Consider the following 23,500-nt stretch of genomic DNA (forward strand, 5'->3'; position numbering starts at 1 on the left):
ATCCCACACGTCATCATTCGTGGACCATAAACACTCAAGGAGGACTCCAATGCCGATCCACAGGCGCATTCTCCGATGTACAGCGAGCGGACTATTCCTGCTCGGTATGATTACGATTTCTGCCGCGCAAGACGGCAAGGCCGCTTCTGACAGGACTGAACCCACTTCAATTCAAGCGTTAGAGAACATGGGTAAACATCTGCAGTCTTTGCAGAAATTTTCCCTTGAATCTCAAACCAGTGTGGACGCCGTTCTGGATACCGACCAAAAACTGGAGATTGGTGGCGAAATTTCCTATGAGGTCGAGAGGCCAAACAAACTCCGCATTGATTTGAAAACAGATGTTGTACAGGGTGAGTTCATTTATAACGGAACGACCTTTACCTATGTCTCGCCAAACAGCAACACTTATGCTCAGGTTCCGGCCCCTGCGACCATCAAGGAAACGCTGGAAGAAGCCGCCCAGAAATATCATCTGACCTTCCCATTGGCGGATTTGTTCGCCTGGGGCACACCAGATGCACCTATCAAAGAAATTGTCGAAGGGTTCCACGCTGGCAGCGCGACAGTAAATGGCAAGCCGACAGATCATTGGGCTTACCGCACCGGGGATCAGGATTTTGAAGTCTGGATTGCATCGGACGGTCCACCCTTACCCCTCAAAGTCTCACTTGTGGATCGCGACGATCAAACGCGTCCGCGCATGACAGCCGTTCTTAACTGGAACGAAACACCTGACATTCAGGCGAGCGCATTCGAGTTCACGCCTGCGCCCAACGCACAAAAGCTCCGCTTCCTGGAAGAGGGGAATCCGCAATGAAACTCTTTCGTATCACGATAGGACTTTTGTTCGCCACGGCCATGATTGCCCCTCAGATTGCCGAGGCTCGTGGAGCCTTCGGCGGGCGCATGCCGCGTATGAATTTGGGCGGCGGCGGAATGCATGGCTTCGGCGGTGGCGGTGGTTTTCATGGTCCCCGGATGGGCGGCTTTAACGGCCCAGCGCATTTCGAACCTCGCTTTAATCCATTGATGCCGCACCCTCGCGGCGGCAATGTTCCGCATGCCAGAACGGCACCGGGCCTGCATCCAGCGCATCATCCGGCGCCCGGCCCGCATCCCGGTCCCAACCCGAAACCACACCCGGCTCCGCATCCAGCGCCGACGCCCCACCCCGGACCGGGACCTGCTCCACATCCGGGTCCCGGGCCAGTTCCGCCCGGACCGGGCCCTCATCCTTTACCGCCCCCTCCTCCGCCGCCTCCCGGGCCATATTGGCCGGGCTATTGGAATGGGGGCTGGGATCCGGCAGCAGCAGCCATTATTGGCACCGCCGCAGCCGTGGCCATTGGTACGGTCATCGCCAATGTTCCGCCAGACTGCACCAATGTTGTCGTCAACGGCATAAACTACAAGGAGTGCAACGGAAACTGGTTCGAGCCGAAATATAACGGACATAGCGTCGTCTATGTCGCGGTGGCTCCGCCGAAGTAATGCGACAGGCGCTTACCCGCTTCGGTGTGACAGACGAAGCGGGTAAGCTACCAACATCGGAAAGGCAGTTCGTCAGAGATGTGGAAAGGCAATCTGACTGCAGACAACTCTGCATGGATTGCGCATCCATTTATGCTAGATTACAGAAAGTATAAGTCCGATGCAGATTTGTGACGGCTTGGCGTAAGGAGTTTCAGGCCGATGGTACAGATCAATCGTTGGGTATACAGAGGGGTAGCCCTAGCCTGCCTGTTTGTAACCTCCAATACGATGGCAGCTGATCAATCGACCACCTCCGCTCCGCAGGAACAGCGCGGCTGGATTATCACGCTCGGTGCCGGAACTGAATATGGCCCGTCCTACGAAGGCGCCCACGACAAATCTTTCAGCTTTGTACCCTCCTTCGACATACGACGTTTTGGCGAGGCAGCGGACCTCAGCGCTCCTGACGACAATATCGATTATTCGCTGTTTGAACTGGGTGGCGTTGAGATCGGTCCTGTCGCGAGCATTCGTGGCAATCGCAAACCCTCCGACGATCCAAGCTTACAAGGACTGCACGAAATCCGCTGGAGCGTCGATGCAGGTGCCTTCGCACAATATTGGGCTATTCAGGACAAGCTGCGCTTCCGTGTCGAAGCCCGACAGGGTTTTCGGCGTGACGATGGCTTTGTCGCGGATCTGGGTGCCGACTGGTTTCAGCGTGCAGGCAAGGACCTGATTTTCTCTGTCGGCCCTCGCCTCTCTTTCGCCAACGCAACCTATATGCAGAACAGTTTCGGCGTCAGCGCCGGTGAAGTGGCGAATGGGGCTGTTTTGCCAGCCTATGATGCACGCGGCGGCGTAAAATCGGTTGGTGTCGTGGCGAGCGTTACTTACCAGCTAACCGATACAATGAGCATTCAAGCCTATGACAAGTTTGAACGATTGGTTGGCGATGCCGTCGACAGTCCGATTGTCACGCAAGGCGGATCGCCGAACCAGAATTCCATCGGCATCATCTTGAGCCGATCATTTGAGTTCAGATTCTGATAGTTCTTCTTCAACCTGTTCGGCCGTGGATACCAGCCAGACACCCGACAGGATGAAAATGCTCCCGGCGATCTGCAAGAGATTGGTCGGTTCCTGAAACCAAAGCCAGCTTGCGGCCAATACTGCCACATAGCTGATAGCGGATATCGGAAAAGCCTTGCTGAGATCGAAATCGGCAAGCACTTTCATCCAGAAGAAAAAGCACGCAATCTCCACCGCTACGGTTGCCAGCATCCATTGCGAAGTCGCCGCTGCGATTACCCAGCCAAAGCCTGTCGCGGTGATCTGATCCAGATGTCCGGCTGCGAACTTCACGAAGATCTGCGCCAATGTGTTGAAGACTGGAATAGCAATCCAAAGAGAAATGTGACTTTTCACGACTTCGTCTCCGGTGTTTCATCGATGGCAAACATGGGTGAAACGAGTTTCAACAGGGCCTGTATTATCGGATTGCGGTGCCTGAAGAACATCGTGTTGCGCGTCAGGCGGCTGCCAAGCCTGACCTTGTTTTCATAGTAAGCTTGTCCGCTTTGATAACGTCGCATTCCGTGCTTGATGCAATATTCGAGATTATTGAACCAGCTCAGATAATAGAGATTGTACTTGCGGCCAGCCTCCGCATCCATGCAGAAGAACTTGTCCACCAGCACCTTCTCGTCGCAGACGAAGACATTAGCCGCGAGAATTTGATCGTCCACCTTATAGACGGTGCAAAATGCGCGGCCCCGCATCTGCCTCAATATTCCAGTGAAATAGGCGCTGGTGAGCGCTTCAAACTGCCACTCGCTGCGATCGCGCGTGTCGTTATAAAGTTCCATGAAGCGCGGCAAAAAATCAGCAATGTCCGCGTGATACTCGACAGTCACTGCATCGCGACTGCGCAATTTGCGGCGCATATCCTTGCGTGTTCCCGGTGACAAACGCGCCATATAGTCGTCAATCGATGCAAAATCGATGTCCAGCCAAGCGGTTGCCAGTCCGGGTATGACGGCATAGCCGCCACTTGCAAACACAGTTTGCAAGACAGCGGGAAGCGTCTCAGGCACATCTTTGATGCCACGAAGGGCGCAACCTTCCGCATCGGCCATTCGGCTGAAGCCATCAAGCAGTTGCTTGAGCAAAACCGGCTGCATCTCAGGCGTTACAGACGAATGAAATCCCGGCACGCCATTTTCGGTGCAGGGCGAGCCAAGACAGGCAAGGCGCAGAGTGAGAAAACTCGACCAATAGCGCCGGACACCACGCACCATCCGGCGCACACGCCCCTCCTCTAATGTCGTATCAAGTTGATACTCCGTCAGAAAAGCTGGCATTGCAGCAACAACGCGCTCGTTTTGTACAATCGTGACATAGCGCCAGTGGAAACCCTCGATCCCTGCCTGCTCAACCGCGAGCAGATAATCGTAGTTCTCGATTTCATTGGGAAAACAGTCGTTCCAGGCCTCGCGACCGATATGCACAATGGAGGCGACGACCCGCGTTTCGGCGAGCGCCGTCTTGCCAATCAAAACCGGGGTGCATGCTGGCAATCCGTCAAACAAGCTCGCAAGCATTCTGCCCCTCGAAATAGCTGGCGGTGAAATCCGCGACCGACCGATGCTGCCGATCGACATGGATCATGTGATAGCTGTCCTCAATCCAGTGCAGGCTATTGGGCGCGCCCAGATGTCGGGCGATATATTCCGCCTGTCGCGGATTGCTCAGATCGTCTTCGCGCGCATGGAGGATAAGTGTCGGGGTACGAATAGCGGGAAGCTGCTGTCGAAATGTCCGCCCCAGACGGTACATTTCAATGATCCCGGTCCCGGGGAAATGTTCCAGCACACCTTCTGCCGACATGCCTGTCATGAGGCGGCGCAACCGGTCATCTTTGATACCCATCGCTGGCGTTTCGGAAAAATTGAGACGATTGAGAAAAGGAACGTGGGCCAACCAGCCGATCTGCCGTGACAAGAACGGATAGAAGAAGGGCACCCCCCAGCCATCGTAATGAAAGCACGGCGAATAAAGTGCGACGGCCTTTATGGAACCCGGATTTCTATGCGCTGACAAAAGCGCAAGCTTTCCGCCAACACAAATGCCAGCCGCATAGGTCGTTTCGGAATAAGCTTTCAGCTTCTCCGCCGCCTCATCGACACTATCAAGCCAATCGCGCCAATGGCTCGCACGAAATGACGCTTCGCTTTCTCCATGTCCAGCAAGAAGAGGAGCATAGACCGTAAAGCCACGTCGATTGAGAAGCCGCCCGACCAGACGCATCTCTGCAGGAGCGCCAGTCATACCGTGAACCAGTAACACGGCCTGTCCGTTCGTTCCCGGCATGAAGAATGAAAATGGATCGGAGAGATTCATGAATTTTGCTTTCTCAAAGCCCTGTCAGGCCGACGCAAACGACGCCGATTGTGATCAGAGAAACACCAAAGGCGTGGCGTTGATTGATCTTCTCAGAGAAGAATAATGCCCCAGCGACAACCATTGCTGCATAGCTCAACGCCATCAAAGGAAAGGCGATCGATAGCGGAACCTGTTCCAGCACCAACATCCAGCAGAACAGTTCCACGGCCCAGAACATCACACCCAACCATGTGACCGGCAGCAACAGGGTACGCCACATATCCGGCGCACGGTCCGCCGCAAATTTGAAACAGACCTCGCGTCCCACTTCCGTAAGGATGCAGAGAATCACCAAAGCCAGCATCGACAAGGAAAGCGTTCCGGTCATTGCGCCATCATCCCGCTCAATGTATGCAAAAGCTGATGATTGAGTGCGCTGTTGACTGCAATTGCGCGCTCAATGGCATCAGGCCCGGCTGGCTGATCGAGCATGATCTCGATACGTTTTGCCATCCGACGCGTGAACGATCCGCGATAATTAGCGTGCGAATAATCGCCGATCACATCGGCCCCGATAATGCGGTGACGTCCTCTGATCGCGCGCAATGCCTCCAATAGAAATGGCAACCGCATCTGACCCTGATCCCAGTTGGTGATGACTTCATCACGGGCCAGAACATCCTTGTCGATGGTGATGTAAACAGCCTCAGTGCCAATGCGGGAGGTTAGACGCGATATGAAATCCACCTCTCCACACTTGGCAATTGTCCGCCAGTCGATATAGCCCCGTCGGTGGGAATGGCTTGCTCCGGAACCATAGTTGCGCCAGACGCGACTTGACGCATGGTCATAAGGATAAAGTTCCAGCCGCTGGTCGCGCAGAAGGGACAGATTAGCGCCCTTCCATTCCGGAAAATTCAGGTCGCTGCTGCAAACACCAATGGTGATGATCTTCTTTACCAGAGGATTTGAGGTAGCGCGATTGACCCAGGACCCGCAATGCACACCATTCTTAAAATGAACCCAGTCAGGATGATTATCGAAATGGATAAGGGTAACTGGTTGGGATGACTGCTCCAGCGCCAACTCCAGCAACAGAGAAGTGACGTGGTGAAAATCACCTGATCCCATGAAGCACAAGGGAGCCGTTCCGCCAGCCCTGGTATAGACCACGGACAGCCGCTCTTTCAGCTTGGTCAGTTCATCCGGACGAGCCCAAAGACGAAGCAAGTCGCCTTCAGCCTTCACCATGGTTTCGGATGCGCCGGCATCGCGGCACGTCTTCATGAAGTCGGATTGCAGCTCCAGCGCGTCATCGAGATGAAGTAGATGGAGCTGCATTTTTGTTATCGCTTTGCTGCGCGCACGAAGAGTTGGTCAAGCAGCGTCAGCGCAAGATCGATCTCCTCGCGGGAAATCATCAGGTTAGGAGCCAGCGTGATGACATTCTTGTGGTAGCCGCCAACGTCGAGCACGAGACCATAGTTCTTGCCATTGACAGTAAGATCGCCCTTCATGCCCTCATCGCACATCCAGTCAAGCGTCGCCTTGTCCGGCGTATAGCTGTCTTCCTGACAAACCTCTAACCGGAGCGCGAGGCCAAGACCGTCAACTTCGCCGATTGTCTTGTGCTTTGCCTGCAGCTGCTTCAGACCATCGAGGAAGTAAGCGCCCTTCTCCATGATAGAGGCGCCGTAGTCTTCCTCTTCTTCCAGCATCCGCAGGGTCTCAAGGGCAACAGCGGTACCCATGGGGTTACTTGCAAATGTGGAATGGGTCGAGCCGGGAGGGAAAACGCCCGGATGGATCATGTCTTCACGCGCCCAGATACCCGACAGCGGGTTGAGACCATTGGTGATTGCCTTGCCGAACACCAACACATCCGGGTTGACGCCAAAATGCTCAATCGACCAGAGCTTTCCGGTGCGATAGACTCCCATCTGAATTTCGTCGACGACCAGCAAAATGCCGTGTTCATCGAGAACCTTCTTCAGTTCTTTGAAGAAATTCATCGGCGGAATAACATAACCACCCGTGCCCTGAATCGGCTCCACATAGAAGGCCGCGAATTCGGACTTGCCAGCCTTCGGATCCCAGACGCCGTTGTATTCGCTTTCAAACAAGCGAGCGAATTTCTGCACGCAATAGTGGCCGTATTCTTCCTTGCTCATACCCTTGGGACCGCGGAAATGATAAGGAAATTCAATGAACTGCGCGCGATCAGAGAAATGACCGTAACGACGGCGATAACGATAGCTCGATGTAATCGAAGATGCGCCCAGCGTACGTCCGTGATAGCCGCCTTCAAAGGCAAACATCAGACTCTTGCCGCCGCTGAAGTTGCGCACCAGCTTGAGTGAATCCTCAACCGCCTGCGATCCGCCAACGTTGAAATGTACCCGACCTTTTGTTCCGAACTTGCGTTGCGCGTCCTGCGCAATTAAAGCTGCAAGTTCCACCTTCTCGCGATGGAGATACTGCGAGGCAACCTGTGGCAGCGTATCAAGCTGGCGATGCGCGGCCGCATTCAAACGCGGATTGCGATAGCCGAAATTGACGGCCGAATACCACATCTGCAAATCGAGAAACGGCGTCTCCTGCTCGTTGAACAGGAACGATCCTTCGCAACCGGTGAAAAAGGCCGGATTTTCCGAGTAATGGACAGTGTCACCATGCGAGCAATAAAGCTCTTCAAGGAGACGCAGATCGCTTTCGGTTTCAGCAACAACCGAATAGGGTTGGGACGAATTGGAAGTCACAGTCTTGTTCATGGATGTGCTTTCTGGGAGTTATGATAATTGTCTTTGCAACAGGCGTATTTCGGGCGTCGGCTTGCCGCTTTTGGGCGGATTAGCCGTTACAAAGGTTGGGACTTACAGCTCTTGGAACTCAGCGAGACAGGTGATTACTCAAGCAGCAGCGAAGCTCTGTGGAAGCGCCTCTTCCCGCAACGCGGGTAACAAGGCACGCAGACTTCGTGTGATATCGTGGAAGCCATCATAGGCTATGAACGGGATATTCCGGCTTCGGCAATGATCTGCCAGAGATTTCTTGGCGAAGATGAGTTCTGGTCGGTCGGACACGCAGAAGTCCGACCGACCATCGCCAACGTAGACGCGAGGGACGGCAACATCGAGAACCCTGCATTTGCAGACGCCTGATGCAGCCCGACATCCACTGTCGGCGTAAGGAGAAAGGAGTGCGTAGCGATCGCGCCCGGCATGTTCGGTTACAAGAAAACGGTTGGCGACCACCGGCAACGAGCCGAGATCAAATCGCGAAAGAATGCGACGGATAAAATAGTCCACACCATCGCTGACAATGGTAACGGCTAGGTTTTCCGACTGGCAGAAGGCGACGAATGCAATGAAGCCGGGATCGATCTCGATTTCATCAAGCACCCTGTCAAGTTCATCAGGACGCGCATTAATCAAGGCAATCTGCTGACGCATGCAGGCACCGGAATCGATCTCACCCGCGGCCCATTGCGCCTCGATTTCCTCCCATGATGGATCGGCAAGACGAGACAGAACATAATCTGTTGCATCATGCGTCGAGATCGTTCCATCAAAGTCACAGTAAATATGCATTTCATCAGCCCTTGGTAATTGGCTGAGCTTTTAGCAACCCTAACTGAGGCGATGATGATGGGAAACTGAGGCGAAACTGAAATCTGGACAGTTTTTTGAAAGAATCTGCATTTTTTGCAAATAGAGTCAGCGCCAAGATGGGACCGCAACCGCTCTACCAATAACAAGGTCGACGCGCAAACCCCGGCCGTTATCAGGCACGTCCAGTGACACTTTTACCGAAAGACGGGTCGCAATATCCGCGACGATGGCAAGACCCAATCCAGTCCCTTCTTCCTGCGGCGAGCCAACACGGTAAAACCGTTGGAACACCGCTTCGCGTTGTTCCAACGGTATACCCGGACCGGTATCGCAAATCGTCAACAGCCATTCCGTTTCGTTCGTGTCTTGAAGTGAAACGTAAATGTCGCCCCCCTCCGGCGTATATTTGGTCGCGTTTTCGACCAGGTTCTCGATAAGCAGGAGTAACAAAGGCTCGTCGGTGTCGACCCAGGCATCTTCAACGCCATCCAGGGTGATATCCAGACACTTCTGCCGAATGACCGGGCCCAGTTCGGCCAGAACGGACGCGGCCATATCATAGAGATTGAACCGGCTATATTGGACCTGCTGATGGCTGACGCGTCCCGCCTGCAAGAGCTGTTCAATCAAACGCAAAGCCTTTTCGTTGCTTTGCACGAGACTGGCGACGATGGCCTTCCGCTCATCTTCATTATCCGATTGTTGCAACATCTGGAGCAACAGCTTCAAACCAGCATGAGGTGTGCGCAACTGATGTGCAGCGTGATCGGCGAACCGCCGTTCGGCGGTAAGCGAGCGATCAAGCTTGCTCATCAACTGGTTGACAGAGCGCCCAAGAGGCGTGAGATCGCGGGGCAATCCATCTGTCGGGATAAATGAGAGATCATCCGATGAACGGCTGCGTATCTGATTGATCAGCCCGTGAATCGTCCGCAAACCACGCCGGATGCCGAACCACATCAGCAATCCGATCAAGGGAATGAGGATCAGAAGCGGGATGACCAGATTGAGCAGAATGTTGGAGACCAGAGTATTGCGCAGTTCAGTTTTCTCACCGACCTCAACAACAAACTGGTCACCCGGTATCTGGAGCGCATAAACGCGCCAAAGCTCACCGTCATAGACGACATCGGACAGACCGCTTCCCGACAAGGGCTGTACCGGACGAAAAGCGGTCGTGGAATAGACAGCTATCCCTCCGTTTTTCCAGACGCGAAACATATGCGCATCGGCATAATCGTCGACGTCTTCATTCAGCGCCAGCTGGTCCCCCATGGCGAAGTCCAGATCCTTGAACTGGCGAGCCTCATTGAAATTGTGTTTCTGCAGCGGCTTTTGAAGTAAATTCCATAACACATTGGCATCGTTGATCAGTTGCGCATCATAGATATGATTGATTTCGCGCAGCGCACTTTGGAAAGCGAACACGCCGATAATAACCAACGCGATGAGAATTGTCGGAGCGACGCGGATAAACAGGCTCCACGTCAAGGTGGGCTGTTTCATCGTTCAACCATATATCCGACACCGCGCATCGAGGTGATGAAATCCGCCCCCAGTTTCTTGCGCAGATTGTAGATAATCACCTCGGTGGTGTTGCTTTCAATGGCGCTTTCCGTGCTGTAGAGCGCATATTCGATATCGCGCTTGGTCACATATTTGCCTGCGCGTTCCATCAAAAGCTTCAGCAGTTGAAACTCTTTCGCGGTAACGGCAATTTGGCCATCGCTTCCGCGCACAACCATTGCTGCCGGGTCAACTTCAATCGGGCCGCTTTTCAGAATGCTATCTGCACGTCCGTCTCGCCGCCGCAACACAGCGCGCAAACGGGCGAGCAATTCTTCCAGATCGAATGGTTTGGTGAGATAATCATCGGCGCCACTGTCTAGCCCCTCAACCCGTTGTTGCGGCAGATCGCGCGCCGTCAACAGGAGGATAGGTATACTGTTACCCGATTGTCTGGCTCTGCGCAGAACGTCTATGCCACTTAGTTTCGGCAGATTAACATCAAGCACCACGATGCTGTATTCGAGCGTTGCCAACGCCTCGACTGCAGCCTCGCCGTCCTGCACCCAATCAACGCCATAAGCATGTTTCTCAAGGACCTGAGAGAGAGAACGCCCTAATATAATATCATCTTCAACAAGTAAGACGCGCAATCTTCTAACCTTCAGCCATGAAGAATTTGAATTCTTAGCCCGGCCATTCCGGCAATTTTACGACAGTCGTTAGCGCTGCATTATGAATCAGAGCGCAGTCCTTTGCTTATCCCCGCTCAATAACGCGAATGTGTTGCCCTTCGCCAATATCGATGAGTTGCGTGGGCGGCGGTATCTGATGAACATCATGCTTGCCGAAATTCTGCGGATAGAAAGCGTAGCCCTCCGGCGCTTCCGGGGCGGCTTTGTCGTCGAGAAGACGTCCCCCTGCAAGCTCCGTCATGGGATCTGGAATGGCCGAGATCAACCGCCTTGTGTAAGGATGGGTCGGATTTGAGAAAATTCGATCCCAGGGTCCGCTTTCGACAATCTGTCCGAAATACATGACGGCCACACGGTCGCTCATATGTTCCACGACGCTCAGATCATGGCTGATCATGATATAGGACAGGCCGAGCCTTTCCTTCAACTCCAGCAAAAGATTGATGATTTGTGCGCGAATGGAGACGTCGAGCGCCGAGACAGGCTCATCGAGAACAATCACCTTGGGATTGAGCAAAAGTGCCCGCGCAATCCCGATGCGTTGGCGCTGACCGCCTGAAAACTCATGCGGGAAACGTTTTGCATGCTCGGGTTTCAAACCGACAAGGCGCAAGATTTCCTCGATCCGCCCATCCACCTCGCTGCGTGATGTCACGCCATGAAGCCGCAACGGGGCGGCAAGTGAGGTATAAACCGTCTGGCGCGGATTGAGCGAGGCAAACGGATCCTGAAACACCATCTGCGCCATTTGTGCGCGTTCAAGCCGCGATGGTTCGTGTCTGCCGGTGATCGGGCGTCCTTCAAAGTAAATCTCGCCGCTTGTCGGCTTCTGCAACCCCACAATCGAAAGCGCGAGGGTGGATTTACCACAGCCGGATTCACCCACAATTGACAGGCACTCGCCCTTGTTCAGCGTCAGGCTGAGATTATTGACAGCACGCAGCAACTGTCTGGAACGGCTGAAGACGCCACCAGAGACGGGAAAATAGACGCAGATATCGTCAATGGTGACGAGCGGTTGCGTTGTTCGGGTTGAATGCATGTCATTCATGATGGAAACACCTCACCACACCCGCATCTTGAAGCGGCGTCCATCCCGGCTTTTCCGCGCGACATATTTCGGTTGCGCGCGTGCAGCGCGGTTCAAACCGGCACCCTTTTGGAAAAGCGGAAATGGAGGGCACTACGCCTTCAATTTCCTGCAACTGCCGTTGTCCTTCCTTCTGACGCGAACCAAGCTTGGGCAGCGATGCAAGAAGACCATGGGCATAGGGGTGCGACGGATGCTGGAACAGACCAGCTGTTATGCGCTCTTCAACCAGATGTCCCGCATACATGACGCCGACGCGGCGGCACATCTTGGCAATGACACCGAGATCATGACTGATCATCAACACGGACGTTCCGCGTTCAGCACAAAGCTCCTGCATCAGACGCAGGATTTCGGCCTGCACGGTAACATCGAGCGCTGTGGTCGGTTCGTCTGCAATCAGAAGATCAGGATCGCAAGCCAGAGCGATCGCAATCATCACGCGCTGACGCATGCCACCCGACATCTGGTGGGGATAGTTCTTCACCCGTTGATCGGGCGCCGGAACCTGCACATTTGCAAGCGCTTCAACCGCCTTGCGCTCGGCTTCATGCCAGGTCGCGCCTTGATGCAGCACAAACATTTCCGCTATCTGCCGTCCAACAGGCGACAGAGGATTGAGCGCAGTCATTGGCTCCTGAAAAATCATCGCGATGCGACTGCCGCGCAGTTTGCGCATTTCGCGCGACGACAGACTGTGCAAATCCTGTCCGTTGAAGCGGATAGCGCCACCGGTAACTGACAGAGGTTTGCGCAGCAAACCGATCATCGACAACGCTGTTACGCTCTTGCCGCAACCGGATTCACCCACGAGACCGAAGGTCTCTCCCGCGCCAATGGTGAAGGATACATCTTCAACCACATTGTGCCTGGTGGAGCCGGACACGATATCGATGCGAAGGTTTTCCACCTCCAGAAGTGCTTTTTCGCTCATACCTTGCGTGTCCTCATATGCGGGTCGAGCCAGTCGCGCAGGCCATCGCCGAAGAGATTGAGACCAAGCACGGTGAGGAAGATCGCCACGCCGGGGAAAATCGCGGCCCATGGCGCATTGACGATGAGTTCGCGCGCGTCGGTCAGCATGTTACCCCAGCTTGGATCAGGCGGGCTGATACCAAGCCCGAGATAGGAAAGCGCAGCCTCGGCGAGAATGGCGTCACCCATGCCAAGTGTGCCAATGACGAGGATCGGACCGATCATATTGGGCACAATCTGCGTGATCATGATGCGAATATCACTGTAGCCCAACATTTTTGCCGCTTGCACATAACCTTGCTTCTTGAGCGAAAGCGTCGAGCTGCGGGCGATGCGACATGTCCACGACCAGTTTGTCAGACCAAGCGCCAGTAAGAGGCTGGGGAGGCCGGGGCCGAGAACCGCCATGATGGCCAGCGCAAAAATCAGTGACGGGATTGCCAGCATCAGATTGGTCAACCCGTTGACGAAATCGTCCCACCAACCGCCGAAATAGCCCGCCGATATACCGAAGCCGAGACCGATCACCGTGTTGATGCATTGCGAGACAATGCCGACCGTCAACGATATCTGCGCGCCATAGAGAATACGCGAGTAAACGTCGCGGCCTTGTGCATCAGTCCCGAACCAGAACTGGGCGTCGGGCGGCAATTCGGCATTCATAAGATCGGCATCAAGAACCGGATGATAATGAGCCAGCAACGGCGCAAAGACTGCCGCTACCAGAATGATGATGCATACGAGCCCGCCGAATACGAGATTAAAACGCAGCTTCATTGGCTTACTCGTGGCTGATGCGCGGGTCGATGACCGCGTAAAGAATGTCAACGATCGTGTTGATGACGAGGAACCATAAAACGATCACGAGAATTGCGCCTTGCACAACGGGAATGTCGCGCAGTGAAACGCTGTCGATCAGCAAAGAGCCAAGGCCGGGCCACGAGAAGAGCTTTTCCACGACGACGGCCTGCCCCATCATCGATCCGAATTGCAGGCCGATTGTCGTTATGATCAGCACAAGCGCGTTGCGCATGACATGCCATTTTACGAGCCTGAAGCTGTTCATACCCTTCGAGCGTGCCGTGCGGATGAAATCAGCGCCCATCACTTCCAGCACTGCGGCGCGCGTTGTTCGCGCCAGCAAAGCCAAGGGTGCTACACCCAAAGTCAGCGCGGGTAGAATGATGTTGCGTATACCGCCGTCGCCATAACCGAAACTGGGCAGCCAGCCGAGTGTCAGCGCAAAAAGATACATAGCCAACAGACCAAGCCAGAATTGCGGCATTGAAAGCCCGGAAACTGCACCGATCATCGTCGTGCTGTCAAGAATGCTTCCGGGCTTGAGGGCCGCGAGAAACCCCAGCGGCACGCCGATCAAAATTGCAAATCCCATTGCTGCAAAGGCAAGTTTCAAGGTCGGCCACATGCGTTCCTGAATAAGCGTAGCGACCGGCTGTCTTGAGCGATAAGACGTGCCGAGATCGAACTTGGCGAGTTGAACGAGATAGTTGCCGAAACGCACGTGAACGGGTTTGTCGAGGCCGAATTCCTGCGTGATTTTTTCGACCAGTTTCGGGTCGCTCATGCCTTTGCCGCTGGCAACAAGACCTGTAGCGATGCTGCCCGGAACAACGCTGAAGATGACGAAGACCAGCAACGACACCGCCAGAACAGTCGGGATCATCTGCAAGACGCGACGGACAATGAAATAGAGCACGCAGTCCTCCTTTCGGATCAGCGACGAAGCGCTGGAGCAAAGGGGATATGTGGTCCGCTCGCGAACGAGCGGACCGATCCATGTGAACCAGGATTAACGACCGGACGGAACCGTGTCGTCGACCCACAGCTTTTCATAGGACTGAACAGCAATTTCAGCCGCATTCGGTTGCAAGCCATGCAACCACGGCTGATGCGCCATGACAGCCTTGTTGTAGTTGAAGAACCAGACTGGCGCCTCTTCCTGCAACAGATTATTGGCCTTCTTCAGAAGTTCATTCTTCTCTTCGTCGGTCTTGGCAGCCTTTGCAGCATCGACAATCTTGTCGAATTCCGGATTGGAGAACTTCTGATAGTTACAGGCCGATTGCGGCGTGGTCGAATAGAAGCACTGCATCGCGGTCAGTGCATCCGGGCCGCTTTCCAGTGACCACATATAGGCCTGGAAATTACCAGCCGGGACGACATCAGCAAGAACTGACGCCTCGACAGGCTTTGCCTTCACCTTGATGCCGACTTTTGCCAGCATCGGAATGATCGCCTGAACAATGGTCAAACCCCAGCTTTCATTCTGCGTTGCAGTCAGCTCGAACTCAAAACCATCCGGATAACCGGCCTCTGCGAGCAGGGCCTTGGCTTTTTCAGGGTCGTAAGGATAGGGCTTCGCATCCTTGTCGAATGCTGGCGACGAATTCGGGAGCCAACCAACTGCACGGTAAGCCTTGTCCTTGACGAGACGCTTGATGATGAGATCACTATCGATGGCGTAGTTGATCGCCTGGCGAACGCGCTTGTCCTGAAACGGCTTGAAATCGGGATTGAAGCCGACCGCGCGCGTATAGGCCTCGGCAACTTCTAGCATGTTTTTCGCAAGTTCCGGATCTGCGCGATAGGTGCTGTATTGTGCTGGTCCAAGCACCGCTACGTCGATTTCCTTGTTGCGGAAGGCAACATCACGTGCAGCGGCATCGCCCATGATCATAATATTGATCTTGTCGGCATAAGGCTTGCCCTTGTCGTAATACTTATCCCACTTCTCAACCGTCAGACGGGAGCCGGGGACATATTCGGCAAACTTGTAAGGTCCAAGCCCAATCGGGTGACGCTGAAATTCCTCACTATCGCCCTGCCCGGCCGGATAAATCGCCGTGTTGTTGTACATAAACTGATAACCGGGATCGATTGGCTGCTTGAGTGTGATTTCCAGCGTATGATCGTCGATCTTCTTCAGGCCGGAGATTTCCTTGGCCTTGCCCTGCGCGTATTCGTCCGCGCCTTTGATTTCAGCAATGTAACGCGCTGGAGGCATGGCCTTCTTCGGGTCCATCATCCGGGTATAGCTCCAGATGATATCGTCTGCCGTCAGCGGCTTGCCGTCATGGAAGAATGCATCCTGACGCAGCTTGTAGGTATAGACGAGCTTGTCGTCCGAAACGCTCACATCCGTTGCCAGGCCCAATACGGGTTTGTTCTGATTTGCATCCCAATCATAAAGCGAACGATGGATAGCCTTGGCGTAAAATTCATCCTGTGTTGCAGGCGAGGACTGAATATCCAGCGTCGAGAAACTGTCACCATAAGGCGCGACAAAGTTGATGACACCGCCGGAGCGCGGCGCGTCATCGGCAAAAGCCGCAGTTCCCGCCATCAATGCGACGGACATTGCTGCAAGCAATGCAAATTTCTTCATGATCTTCCCCTTTTGATTTTTGTAGATCCGATGAATGAACGTATTCAGGCAACGAAGCTTTGGCTTCGCTGCCTGTTCTCCCTACGAACGTTCGAACACCACTTCACCTTCGCGAATGGTGAGCATGCAATGCGTATCGTTGAGAATTTCCTCCGGCTTCGCCGTGAGCATATTGCGCGAGAAAACCGCAATATCAGCCGCCTGTCCCGCAACCAGCTTGCCTTTGACGTTTTCAAGCTTCTGCGAAAAAGCACCATATTCAGTGTAGACCTGAAGAGCCTCTTCAATGGTCACGCGTTCGCGCGCATCCATGACCGTGCCCTTACCCGTTTCGCGCGTCAGCATCGAATAGATATTGGGATACGGATTTGGATGGCAGACCGGCGCATCGCTTCCGGTCGCAGGCTTGAAGCCAAGGTCTTTCCACGTCTTGAGCGGGTAGCTTGAAAGCGCCCTCTTCTCACCCAGAACGGAAATATAGGCATCACCAAAATCATAGATGAAGACTTGCTGTGGGCACGGATAAATACCGGCTTTCTTCATGCGCTCATGCTGTTCCGGTGTGGAGAATCCGCAATGCTCAATGCGGTGACGGCGGTTCGAATCCGGATAGGCTGCAAGCGCCTTCTCATAAGCGGTAATGAGCTGTCCAATGGCCGCATCGCCGATGGCGTGGCAGGCCAGCTGATATCCCTTCTTATGGGTATCCAGCACCAGTGCTTCCAGCTCTGCATTCGGCAATATCTGCACACCAATATTGTTGTCGTCGCCGAGATAGGGCTTGCTCATCCAGGCGGTGCGACCGCCAGCAGAACCATCGAGGAATATCTTGACCGCGCCAACCGTCAGCATGTCATCGCCAACACCTGAGACCAGTCCGGCTTCGTAGCATTTTTCAACGATTGAAGGGCCAGGATCGCCCAGCAGAACCAGCCACGTGCGCACTGGCAGCCGCTTCTGCAACTTGGCAATATTGTAGGCGCGAATTTCATCAAAGCCCGCGACCTGACCGACCGCCGCATCCATAACGCTTGTAATGCCAAAGGAAAGCAGCAGATTGCCCGCCGCCTCAATGGCTTCGATCATTTCTTCCGTGGTCGCTGTCGGGATCGCCTTGCGAACTGCGCCTTGTGCATTTTCGGCAACCATACCGGTCAGAACGCCGTTCTGCTGCTCAATCAGACCGCCATCCGGCACGGGCGATTTTTCATCAATACCGGCGAGTTCAAAGGCCTTCGAATTGAAGATCGATACGTGACCGCAGGCACGCACCAGCATGACAGGATGGTCTGGCGCGACCGCATCGAGTTCCGATTTATGGGGATGGCGACCAACATCAAGCTTGGTTTGATCATAACCACGTGCCTTGATCCAGGTGCCCGGAGGGACCGTCGCCGCCTTTTCGCGGATTGCATCAAGCAGGCTTTCAAGCGTTGGAGCTGCATGGGCCGTCGCGTCAAGCCATTTAAGCGTAAGCCCGACCGATATCAGGTGAAGGTGAGAATCGTTCAGTCCCGGTGTGGCGAAACGACCTTTCAGATCGATCAGCTCTGTTTTGTCGCCCTTAAGGCCCCAGACCTGATCTTTGGTACCAGTGGCAAGCACCTTGCCTTGCCAGATTGCCAGGGCTTCGACCGTGCCCTCTTCGTATCCACACCAGATCGTGCCGTTATAAATTATGGTATCAGCACGCATTTCGGGCATTACAGACATTCAGCGATCCCCTCCCTAAGTTACCGCTTTCATAGAACTATTGAGCAGAGTTCCACTGATGTATCAACCGTTCAAGCCGTGGATTTGACAAATTTTTTGGGAGCAACTTGAGCAGATTGACGAACTTGGCGACGGTTTGCCGAAACGGCTTGCAAACGCAATTGTCCAGCCAGCTTTATTGTAAGCTGGCTAATAGAAGCATACAATTTGAACGGGAATAACGAGCCGCGCTTCAACAGCAATAGCGGCCACGGATTATAAGAAGCACTAAAAAACTGAAGGCGGAGCCGCATGGCCCCGCCTTCCTTTTTCATCGATCAGATGATGCCAAGCGCATCCATGGCTTCTGCCACCCGGACGAAACCGGCAACATTGGCGCCAAGAACATAATCGCCCGGCGTGCCATATTCTTCGGCCGTTTCAGCGCAAAGATCGTGGATATTGCGCATGATTTCAGCGAGACGCGCCTCAGTCTGTTCGAAAGTCCAGCTATCACGCGATGCGTTCTGCTGCATTTCGAGAGCCGAGGTCGCCACACCACCAGCATTGGCAGCCTTGCCGGGAGCGAAAAGCACCTTCGCATCCTGGAAGATCTTTACGGCTTCTGGTGTGGATGGCATATTTGCACCCTCGCCAACGGCGATAACGCCATTCTTTACAAGCGTCTTGGCATCCTTGCCCGTCAGTTCGTTCTGCGTCGCCGAAGGCATGGCGACGTCGCAAGGCACATCCCAGATCGAACCACCCTCGATGTAATGAACCGACTGGCCCTTCTGGCGTGCATATTCGGAAATACGTTCGCGACGCACTTCCTTGATTTCCTTGACGAGATCAAGATCGATACCATTCTCGTCAACGATATAGCCATTGGAATCGGAGCAGGCGACCACTTTGCCGCCGAACTCGATTACCTTTTCCATTGTGTAGATGGCAACATTGCCCGAACCGGAAACCACAACGCGCTTGCCATCGAAATCCTGCTTGCGGGCCTGAAGCATGCGCTGCACGAAATAGGTCGCACCATAACCGGTTGCTTCCTTACGTGCTCTCGAGCCGCCGTAGAACAGCGCCTTGCCCGTCAACACGCCTGCTTCGTAGCGATTGGTCAGCCGCTTGTACTGGCCGAACATATAGCCGATTTCACGTCCACCAACGCCAATATCACCAGCCGGAACGTCCACATATTCGCCAATATGGCGATGAAGTTCGGTCATGAAGGACTGGCAGAAGCGCATGATTTCAGCGTCGGAACGGCCACGCGGATTAAAATCCGAACCGCCCTTGCCGCCGCCAATCGGCATGCCGGTCAGTGCATTTTTAAAAGTCTGCTCGAAACCGAGAAACTTGATGATCCCGACATTGACGGACGGATGAAAGCGAATGCCGCCCTTGTAGGGTCCAAGCGCGGAATTGAACTGCACGCGGAAGCCGCGATTGATCTGGACGCGGCCCTGATCATCGACCCACGGCACGCGGAAAATGATCTGACGTTCTGGCTCACAGATACGTTCAATCAGGGCATTGTCGGCATAATATGGTCGTTTCGCGATGACGCGCCCAACGCTTTCCAGCACCTCTCGAACAGCCTGATGAAATTCGATTTCACCTGCGTTACGGTGGAGGACATCTTCGAGAATGGGCTCGAGCTTTTCATGGACGTTGACCAAAATTTCATCTCCAGAGTCGGTATGTAATCTCATAATGATCACTCTCTAGAATAAAATTTGACCAATTTGAATAAGTATTAAGCATTAGTTTTGCAAAAAGCGCGCAGACGCCCATTTTTAAAGCACGACCATCCCGAACTAGCGCCGCCACGCAACGTATAGCGAACTGCTGATCAAGATCACGACGCCTAAAAATGTAACATTGTCTGGCACTTGGGCAAAGAATAGCCAGCTGAAGAATGTGGAGGTAATTATTTCAGTATAAGCAAAAGGCGCAACCAATGACGCCTCGCCATAATGATAGGCTCTAATGATCAGATACTGGCCAGCAAGACCGACAAGCGTCATGCCGACCGCCATCGTCCATTGAAACAGATCAAGCCCCTGCCAGAAGATGAACATCAAAGGTGCTACCACGATGAGCGCCGAGAAATGTGTCTGGAAGGTCAACGCAATCGGCGGAACACGTCGCACGCCGCTTGAGCCCTTTTTTATCGCAATGACATATCCGGCCATCGCCGCACCCGATGCCAGTGCCAGCAGGCTACCCATTTCCAGTGCGTGGTGCGTTGGCCGAATGATGACCAAAGTGGCGGCAAAACCAATAAGAAGCGCGCCCCATCGGGCGAGGCGCACCCTTTCCTTTAGAAACAGGCCTGAAAACAAGGTCACAAACAATGGCTGTACAAAGCTGATCGCCACCGCATCCGCGATTGACAGAAATTTCAGCGAACTGAAGAAGCAGACGCCTGCCAGAATGCTGAAGAAGCCCAATGCGAAAGCATTGCGCCAGCCCTGCTGTGGTGGAAGCACGGGCTGACGGCTCACAATCATAAGAGGCATCAGAAACAATGTGCCGAGCAGCATGCGCAAGAAGACGACCTGCATGGCTGGTATCTGGCTGGCAACCAGATATTTCGCTTGCACATCAATCATCGGAACAAGCGTCATCGCCAGCACCATCATAAGAATGCCGGATCCGTTCGTACTGCTCCGATGCGTGATTACCGCATCCGACGACATGATGTTACCTACCCCTCGCGGAGATTTTCGATAGGCCGTTGATATCAAGCCCTCGAAAACATTCTGCCCCGCCACTTGCTCTCATTTTGCCCGGCAAAAAAGATTGCCGCTCATCACTCGAACCAGCGTGCTGCCCTGTCCTGAAAGCGATACCACGTTCCCACCATGGGCAGGAACCAGGGATTGCCGTTGTAGAAATAGAGACGCGGGAAATGACTTACGATCGTACCGCGGTCAGAATTTGGGACGCCCAGCATATATTCAGCCATTCGGTGACCAAGATAGGTCTGATTGGAAATACCACCGCCATTACAACAGGACAGATAATAGATACCGTCTTCCATTCGTCCGCCATGCGAACAGAAGTCATAGGCGAAGCAGACATTGCCAAGCCAGCCATGACTCAATTTTACGCCGCGTGTTTCGGGAAAAGTATGTTCCATGAACGCGCGTAATCCGGCAGCACCTTGTTCTTCCGTGGAATTGCGAAACCGCGCTCGACCTCCGAAAAGGATACGCTTGCCGTCTGGAGAGCGACGGAAGTAATAGAGAATATGCTTGGTATCGCCCACCGCCCGGTTGTTGGGAATCAGCCGCTCCAACAAGTCGAACGACATTTCCTCCGTAGCGATCATATAGCTTTGCACTGGAATGGTTCGCTGACGAAGCCACTTCACCTCCGGCCCCACATAGCCGTTCAAACCCAACAAGATCTTTTCCGCATGGATTTCGACCGAGGTCCTGTTCTGGACGTCTTCCATAAACGCCACATGCCCCTCGGCGCTTTTGCGGGCACCCTTATACCGCCATCCGGTGAAAATACGCACACCCAACGCCCGGGCACGGTTGGCCAAAGCGCGCACATATTTCGCCGGATGGATGGTTCCCTGATCGTGGCGAACCATCGCGCCGCGGTAAATATCCGTCTTGAGCACGCTATGGATCTGTGACTCATCAAGGATTTCGTATTTCTCCCGGTCCTGTGGGGCAAGACCATCACGAAATGCGCGCAGTTTGGCCAAATCCTTGCGTGAATGGGCAGCAGCAACACTTCCGGCAAGGTTCAGATCAATCGGGTCCTGCAGAGACTGCGCGCGTTTGACCATGAAATTCATCGATGAACCATAATCATCCATGATTTCCCGAGCTCGCTTTTCCCCAAAACGCGCAGTTGCCTGAGCAAGCGTGAACTTCGGCGCATTGCCAATCTGCCCACCATTACGCGAACTGGCCCCTTCACCTATGCGCATGGCATCCACAACCATGATGTCGGTCTGCCCGGCTTCCGCCAAAGTAATGGCCGCCGAAAGGCCCGTATAGCCGGAGCCGATGATCAGCACGCTGCACGACGTCTTGTCGAACACTCGCTCGCCATGTTGCGGTTCGGCCGCTTCCCACCAGAAAGGCGTCGTCTTCATAGTATCCCCTCCGTCATAACCTGACATTCACTCAGACAGCACAAGCCGCTCAAACGCGGCTGTCCAAAGCTGATCCGTCACTGGTTGTTGTGAAATAGATCTTCTTGACTGTACTGGTGGTCTTCCAGCTGCCGGTAAATCCCGGTTCAAGCACAACAAGATCGCCCGGACCAAAATGTTTGGGTTGCTCAACGCCATCCTCGAACAACGTGATCTGGCCCTCGAGAATATAGAAGGTTTCAAACGTGCTTGTGTCGCGCACAACGCGATGATGGCCCGTCGTTGCCGACCAGACCCCACTGGCTATCCGTCCGTCGAGCAGAGGCCAGGACCGAAACTCCGGAGCGCCCTCAAGCACGAGAGCGGGATTGGGATAGCTAGCCTCACCGGACCCTAGATCCCCGGTTGCTGCCGATTTGAGTTTATCCACGAATTCATTCCCCATTTAATTGAGCAAAATGCAGTCTTTTGCATCGAAAGCGATCTGTACCGGAGCATCTGTCAAGAGCGCCCCGTCGCGCGCGCTGCCATAAGTTGTAATTGTGCGACCGTTCGGCAGTGAGACCGTGTAAAGCACTCGATCACCGGAATAGGTTGACGTGGCCACCACACCGGAAAGCATGATGTCGCCAACTGCGTTTGCAGTACCGGATGATGCGCCGAGCCGAATATCTTCCGGACGCACCACCAGTTCAGCCTTTCCGATGCGGTCAGCACCTGCGTTAAAATCTACGCCCGCGAGCTTGAATTCGGCAGCGGCGAATTGCGGCCCCGATGCCGTGTGGGTGAGTGCGCCTTCAAATATGTTCGACTTTCCGATGAAGTCGGCCACGAAACGCGACCCCGGCTTGCGATAGAGGTGATGACCGCTGTCATATTGTTCGATCCGCCCATGGTTCATGACCGCAATGCCATCAGACATGTGCATGGCCTCTTCCTGATCATGGGTCACATTGATGAAGGTGGTCCCAAGCCGATGATGGATATCTCGCAATTGATCCTGCAAGTCGATGCGCAGCTTTTTGTCCAGCGCCGACATGGGTTCGTCGAGCAACAGGAGATCAGGTTCGAACACCAATGCCCGCGCAAGCGCCACACGCTGCTGCTGCCCGCCTGACAGTTCGTGTGGTTTCCGCCGTGCAAACTTATTGAGCTGGACCAGTTCAAGTATGGCGTTAACCTGACTGGAAATCTGATCGCGGTTCTTGCGACGAACTTTGAGCGGATAGGCAATATTGTCAAAGACACTCATATGCGGAAACAACGCATAGCCCTGGAAAACGAGGCCAAAATTGCGCTTTTCCGGCTTGAGGGCAGTGATGTCTCGACCTTCCAGCCGGATATCGCCGCTCGACACATCTTCGAACCCGGCCAGAATTTTCAGCAATGTGGTTTTCCCGGAGCCGGACGGCCCGAGCAAGGTGACGAAACTGCCCTTGGTAATGCTCAATGATACATTGTGCAGGGCCTGCATGGTTCCGTAGAATTTGTTGATGTCGTGAATATCGATAAACGCCATGGTAGTGCTCCGCTTTA

Annotated in this window: 24 protein-coding genes; 3 read left to right on the top strand and 21 right to left on the bottom strand. The window is 54.1% G+C overall.

Translation table 11 applies throughout. The features are described from left to right. Positions 1–49: 49 nt before the first annotated feature. The 3 genes from FHW03_RS18805 to FHW03_RS18815 all read left to right on the top strand — a co-directional run bounded on the left by FHW03_RS18805 (position 50) and on the right by FHW03_RS18815 (position 2,526). Positions 50–820 carry a DUF2092 domain-containing protein gene (locus FHW03_RS18805; RefSeq protein WP_377515190.1) on the top strand — a complete coding sequence of 257 codons (771 nt, stop codon included), beginning with the start codon at positions 50–52 and terminating at the stop codon, positions 818–820. Then, the gene (locus FHW03_RS18810) at positions 817–1,494 is read left to right on the top strand and encodes a hypothetical protein (protein ID WP_182522064.1); all 678 of its coding nucleotides are present in this window, start codon (positions 817–819) and stop codon (positions 1,492–1,494) included. Before FHW03_RS18805 ends, FHW03_RS18810 begins: the two co-directional genes overlap by 4 nt. Before the next feature lie 201 nt (positions 1,495–1,695). Then, positions 1,696–2,526 (top strand): MipA/OmpV family protein, encoded by an 831-nt coding sequence (locus FHW03_RS18815; RefSeq protein ID WP_182522000.1) that lies wholly within the window; start codon positions 1,696–1,698, stop codon positions 2,524–2,526. Here FHW03_RS18815 and FHW03_RS18820 read toward each other — a convergent pair. From FHW03_RS18820 to FHW03_RS18920, 21 genes are all read right to left on the bottom strand, one after another. Next, positions 2,506–2,904, bottom strand: coding sequence for an EamA family transporter (locus FHW03_RS18820; RefSeq protein WP_182522001.1), 399 nt, complete (start codon positions 2,902–2,904; stop codon positions 2,506–2,508). The genes FHW03_RS18815 and FHW03_RS18820 overlap by 21 nt on opposite strands. Further along, positions 2,901–4,079: a GNAT family N-acetyltransferase gene (locus FHW03_RS18825; RefSeq protein ID WP_182522002.1), complete on the bottom strand. Its 1,179-nt coding sequence runs from the start codon at positions 4,077–4,079 to the stop codon at positions 2,901–2,903. Before FHW03_RS18825 ends, FHW03_RS18820 begins: the two co-directional genes overlap by 4 nt. Then, entirely contained in the window at positions 4,060–4,878 is an 819-nt protein-coding gene (locus FHW03_RS18830; RefSeq protein ID WP_182522003.1) for an alpha/beta fold hydrolase, read from the bottom strand. The genes FHW03_RS18825 and FHW03_RS18830 overlap by 20 nt, the downstream gene beginning before the upstream one ends. 13 nt (positions 4,879–4,891) lie before the next feature. Continuing rightward, positions 4,892–5,248: an EamA family transporter gene (locus FHW03_RS18835; protein ID WP_182522004.1), complete on the bottom strand. Its 357-nt coding sequence runs from the start codon at positions 5,246–5,248 to the stop codon at positions 4,892–4,894. Further along, positions 5,245–6,201 (bottom strand): arginase family protein, encoded by a 957-nt coding sequence (locus tag FHW03_RS18840; protein WP_182522005.1) that lies wholly within the window; start codon positions 6,199–6,201, stop codon positions 5,245–5,247. Before FHW03_RS18840 ends, FHW03_RS18835 begins: the two co-directional genes overlap by 4 nt. 5 nt (positions 6,202–6,206) lie before the next feature. Beyond that, positions 6,207–7,631, bottom strand: a complete 1,425-nt coding sequence (locus tag FHW03_RS18845) for an aminotransferase class III-fold pyridoxal phosphate-dependent enzyme (protein ID WP_182522006.1) — start codon at positions 7,629–7,631, stop codon at positions 6,207–6,209. 138 nt (positions 7,632–7,769) lie between these two features. Next, positions 7,770–8,450, bottom strand: coding sequence for an MtnX-like HAD-IB family phosphatase (locus FHW03_RS18850; protein ID WP_182522007.1), 681 nt, complete (start codon positions 8,448–8,450; stop codon positions 7,770–7,772). 126 nt (positions 8,451–8,576) lie between these two features. Further along, positions 8,577–9,977 carry an ATP-binding protein gene (locus tag FHW03_RS18855; RefSeq protein ID WP_182522008.1) on the bottom strand — a complete coding sequence of 467 codons (1,401 nt, stop codon included), beginning with the start codon at positions 9,975–9,977 and terminating at the stop codon, positions 8,577–8,579. Beyond that, positions 9,974–10,630 (bottom strand): response regulator transcription factor, encoded by a 657-nt coding sequence (locus FHW03_RS18860; RefSeq protein ID WP_182522009.1) that lies wholly within the window; start codon positions 10,628–10,630, stop codon positions 9,974–9,976. The genes FHW03_RS18855 and FHW03_RS18860 overlap by 4 nt, the downstream gene beginning before the upstream one ends. Positions 10,631–10,736: 106 nt before the next feature. Then, complete coding sequence (locus tag FHW03_RS18865) at positions 10,737–11,723, bottom strand: ATP-binding cassette domain-containing protein (RefSeq protein WP_182522010.1); 987 nt, start codon at positions 11,721–11,723, stop codon at positions 10,737–10,739. Continuing rightward, entirely contained in the window at positions 11,716–12,696 is a 981-nt protein-coding gene (locus FHW03_RS18870; RefSeq protein WP_182522011.1) for an ABC transporter ATP-binding protein, read from the bottom strand. Before FHW03_RS18870 ends, FHW03_RS18865 begins: the two co-directional genes overlap by 8 nt. Then, positions 12,693–13,514: an ABC transporter permease gene (locus tag FHW03_RS18875; protein WP_182522012.1), complete on the bottom strand. Its 822-nt coding sequence runs from the start codon at positions 13,512–13,514 to the stop codon at positions 12,693–12,695. Before FHW03_RS18875 ends, FHW03_RS18870 begins: the two co-directional genes overlap by 4 nt. Positions 13,515–13,518: 4 nt before the next feature. After that, a complete protein-coding gene (locus FHW03_RS18880) occupies positions 13,519–14,454 on the bottom strand; it encodes an ABC transporter permease (RefSeq protein WP_182522013.1) in 936 nt (311 codons plus the stop codon). 93 nt (positions 14,455–14,547) lie between these two features. Next, positions 14,548–16,143 (bottom strand): ABC transporter substrate-binding protein, encoded by a 1,596-nt coding sequence (locus FHW03_RS18885; protein ID WP_182522014.1) that lies wholly within the window; start codon positions 16,141–16,143, stop codon positions 14,548–14,550. 81 nt (positions 16,144–16,224) lie between these two features. After that, positions 16,225–17,847, bottom strand: a complete 1,623-nt coding sequence (locus FHW03_RS18890; RefSeq protein ID WP_377515217.1) for an amidohydrolase — start codon at positions 17,845–17,847, stop codon at positions 16,225–16,227. Between the two features lie 80 nt (positions 17,848–17,927). Continuing rightward, positions 17,928–18,170: a hypothetical protein gene (locus tag FHW03_RS18895; RefSeq protein ID WP_182522016.1), complete on the bottom strand. Its 243-nt coding sequence runs from the start codon at positions 18,168–18,170 to the stop codon at positions 17,928–17,930. Positions 18,171–18,173: 3 nt separating this feature from the next. Beyond that, positions 18,174–19,523, bottom strand: a complete 1,350-nt coding sequence (gene gdhA, locus FHW03_RS18900) for an NADP-specific glutamate dehydrogenase (protein WP_167836069.1) — start codon at positions 19,521–19,523, stop codon at positions 18,174–18,176. A gap of 138 nt (positions 19,524–19,661) precedes the next feature. Further along, positions 19,662–20,546, bottom strand: coding sequence for a DMT family transporter (locus FHW03_RS18905; protein WP_182522017.1), 885 nt, complete (start codon positions 20,544–20,546; stop codon positions 19,662–19,664). A gap of 113 nt (positions 20,547–20,659) precedes the next feature. Then, entirely contained in the window at positions 20,660–21,964 is a 1,305-nt protein-coding gene (locus tag FHW03_RS18910) for an FAD-binding oxidoreductase (protein ID WP_182522018.1), read from the bottom strand. A gap of 49 nt (positions 21,965–22,013) precedes the next feature. Then, positions 22,014–22,394, bottom strand: coding sequence for a cupin domain-containing protein (locus tag FHW03_RS18915; RefSeq protein WP_182522019.1), 381 nt, complete (start codon positions 22,392–22,394; stop codon positions 22,014–22,016). Between the two features lie 15 nt (positions 22,395–22,409). Next, on the bottom strand, positions 22,410–23,483 hold the full coding sequence (locus tag FHW03_RS18920; protein WP_182522020.1) for an ABC transporter ATP-binding protein: 1,074 nt from the start codon (positions 23,481–23,483) through the stop codon (positions 22,410–22,412). Positions 23,484–23,500: the final 17 nt, after the last annotated feature.

It is taken from the genome of Ochrobactrum sp. RH2CCR150, assembly GCA_014138095.1.
Taxonomy (GTDB): domain Bacteria; phylum Pseudomonadota; class Alphaproteobacteria; order Rhizobiales; family Rhizobiaceae; genus Brucella; species Brucella gambitense.

What these genes read in the sequence shown, in the direction of transcription:
- FHW03_RS18805 (WP_377515190.1), top strand. Translation starts at nt 50, where the DNA reads ATGCCGATCCACAGGCGCATTCTCCGATGTACAGCGAGCGGACTATTC.
- FHW03_RS18810 (WP_182522064.1), top strand. Translation starts at nt 817, where the DNA reads ATGAAACTCTTTCGTATCACGATAGGACTTTTGTTCGCCACGGCCATG.
- FHW03_RS18815 (WP_182522000.1), top strand. Translation starts at nt 1,696, where the DNA reads ATGGTACAGATCAATCGTTGGGTATACAGAGGGGTAGCCCTAGCCTGC.
- FHW03_RS18825 (WP_182522002.1), bottom strand. Translation starts at nt 4,079, where the DNA reads ATGCTTGCGAGCTTGTTTGACGGATTGCCAGCATGCACCCCGGTTTTG.
- FHW03_RS18830 (WP_182522003.1), bottom strand. Translation starts at nt 4,878, where the DNA reads ATGAATCTCTCCGATCCATTTTCATTCTTCATGCCGGGAACGAACGGA.
- FHW03_RS18835 (WP_182522004.1), bottom strand. Translation starts at nt 5,248, where the DNA reads ATGACCGGAACGCTTTCCTTGTCGATGCTGGCTTTGGTGATTCTCTGC.
- FHW03_RS18840 (WP_182522005.1), bottom strand. Translation starts at nt 6,201, where the DNA reads ATGCAGCTCCATCTACTTCATCTCGATGACGCGCTGGAGCTGCAATCC.
- FHW03_RS18845 (WP_182522006.1), bottom strand. Translation starts at nt 7,631, where the DNA reads ATGAACAAGACTGTGACTTCCAATTCGTCCCAACCCTATTCGGTTGTT.
- FHW03_RS18850 (WP_182522007.1), bottom strand. Translation starts at nt 8,450, where the DNA reads ATGCATATTTACTGTGACTTTGATGGAACGATCTCGACGCATGATGCA.
- FHW03_RS18855 (WP_182522008.1), bottom strand. Translation starts at nt 9,977, where the DNA reads ATGAAACAGCCCACCTTGACGTGGAGCCTGTTTATCCGCGTCGCTCCG.
- FHW03_RS18865 (WP_182522010.1), bottom strand. Translation starts at nt 11,723, where the DNA reads ATGAATGACATGCATTCAACCCGAACAACGCAACCGCTCGTCACCATT.
- FHW03_RS18870 (WP_182522011.1), bottom strand. Translation starts at nt 12,696, where the DNA reads ATGAGCGAAAAAGCACTTCTGGAGGTGGAAAACCTTCGCATCGATATC.
- FHW03_RS18875 (WP_182522012.1), bottom strand. Translation starts at nt 13,514, where the DNA reads ATGAAGCTGCGTTTTAATCTCGTATTCGGCGGGCTCGTATGCATCATC.
- FHW03_RS18885 (WP_182522014.1), bottom strand. Translation starts at nt 16,143, where the DNA reads ATGAAGAAATTTGCATTGCTTGCAGCAATGTCCGTCGCATTGATGGCG.
- FHW03_RS18890 (WP_377515217.1), bottom strand. Translation starts at nt 17,847, where the DNA reads ATGCCCGAAATGCGTGCTGATACCATAATTTATAACGGCACGATCTGG.
- FHW03_RS18895 (WP_182522016.1), bottom strand. Translation starts at nt 18,170, where the DNA reads ATGAAAAAGGAAGGCGGGGCCATGCGGCTCCGCCTTCAGTTTTTTAGT.
- FHW03_RS18905 (WP_182522017.1), bottom strand. Translation starts at nt 20,546, where the DNA reads ATGTCGTCGGATGCGGTAATCACGCATCGGAGCAGTACGAACGGATCC.
- FHW03_RS18910 (WP_182522018.1), bottom strand. Translation starts at nt 21,964, where the DNA reads ATGAAGACGACGCCTTTCTGGTGGGAAGCGGCCGAACCGCAACATGGC.
- FHW03_RS18920 (WP_182522020.1), bottom strand. Translation starts at nt 23,483, where the DNA reads ATGGCGTTTATCGATATTCACGACATCAACAAATTCTACGGAACCATG.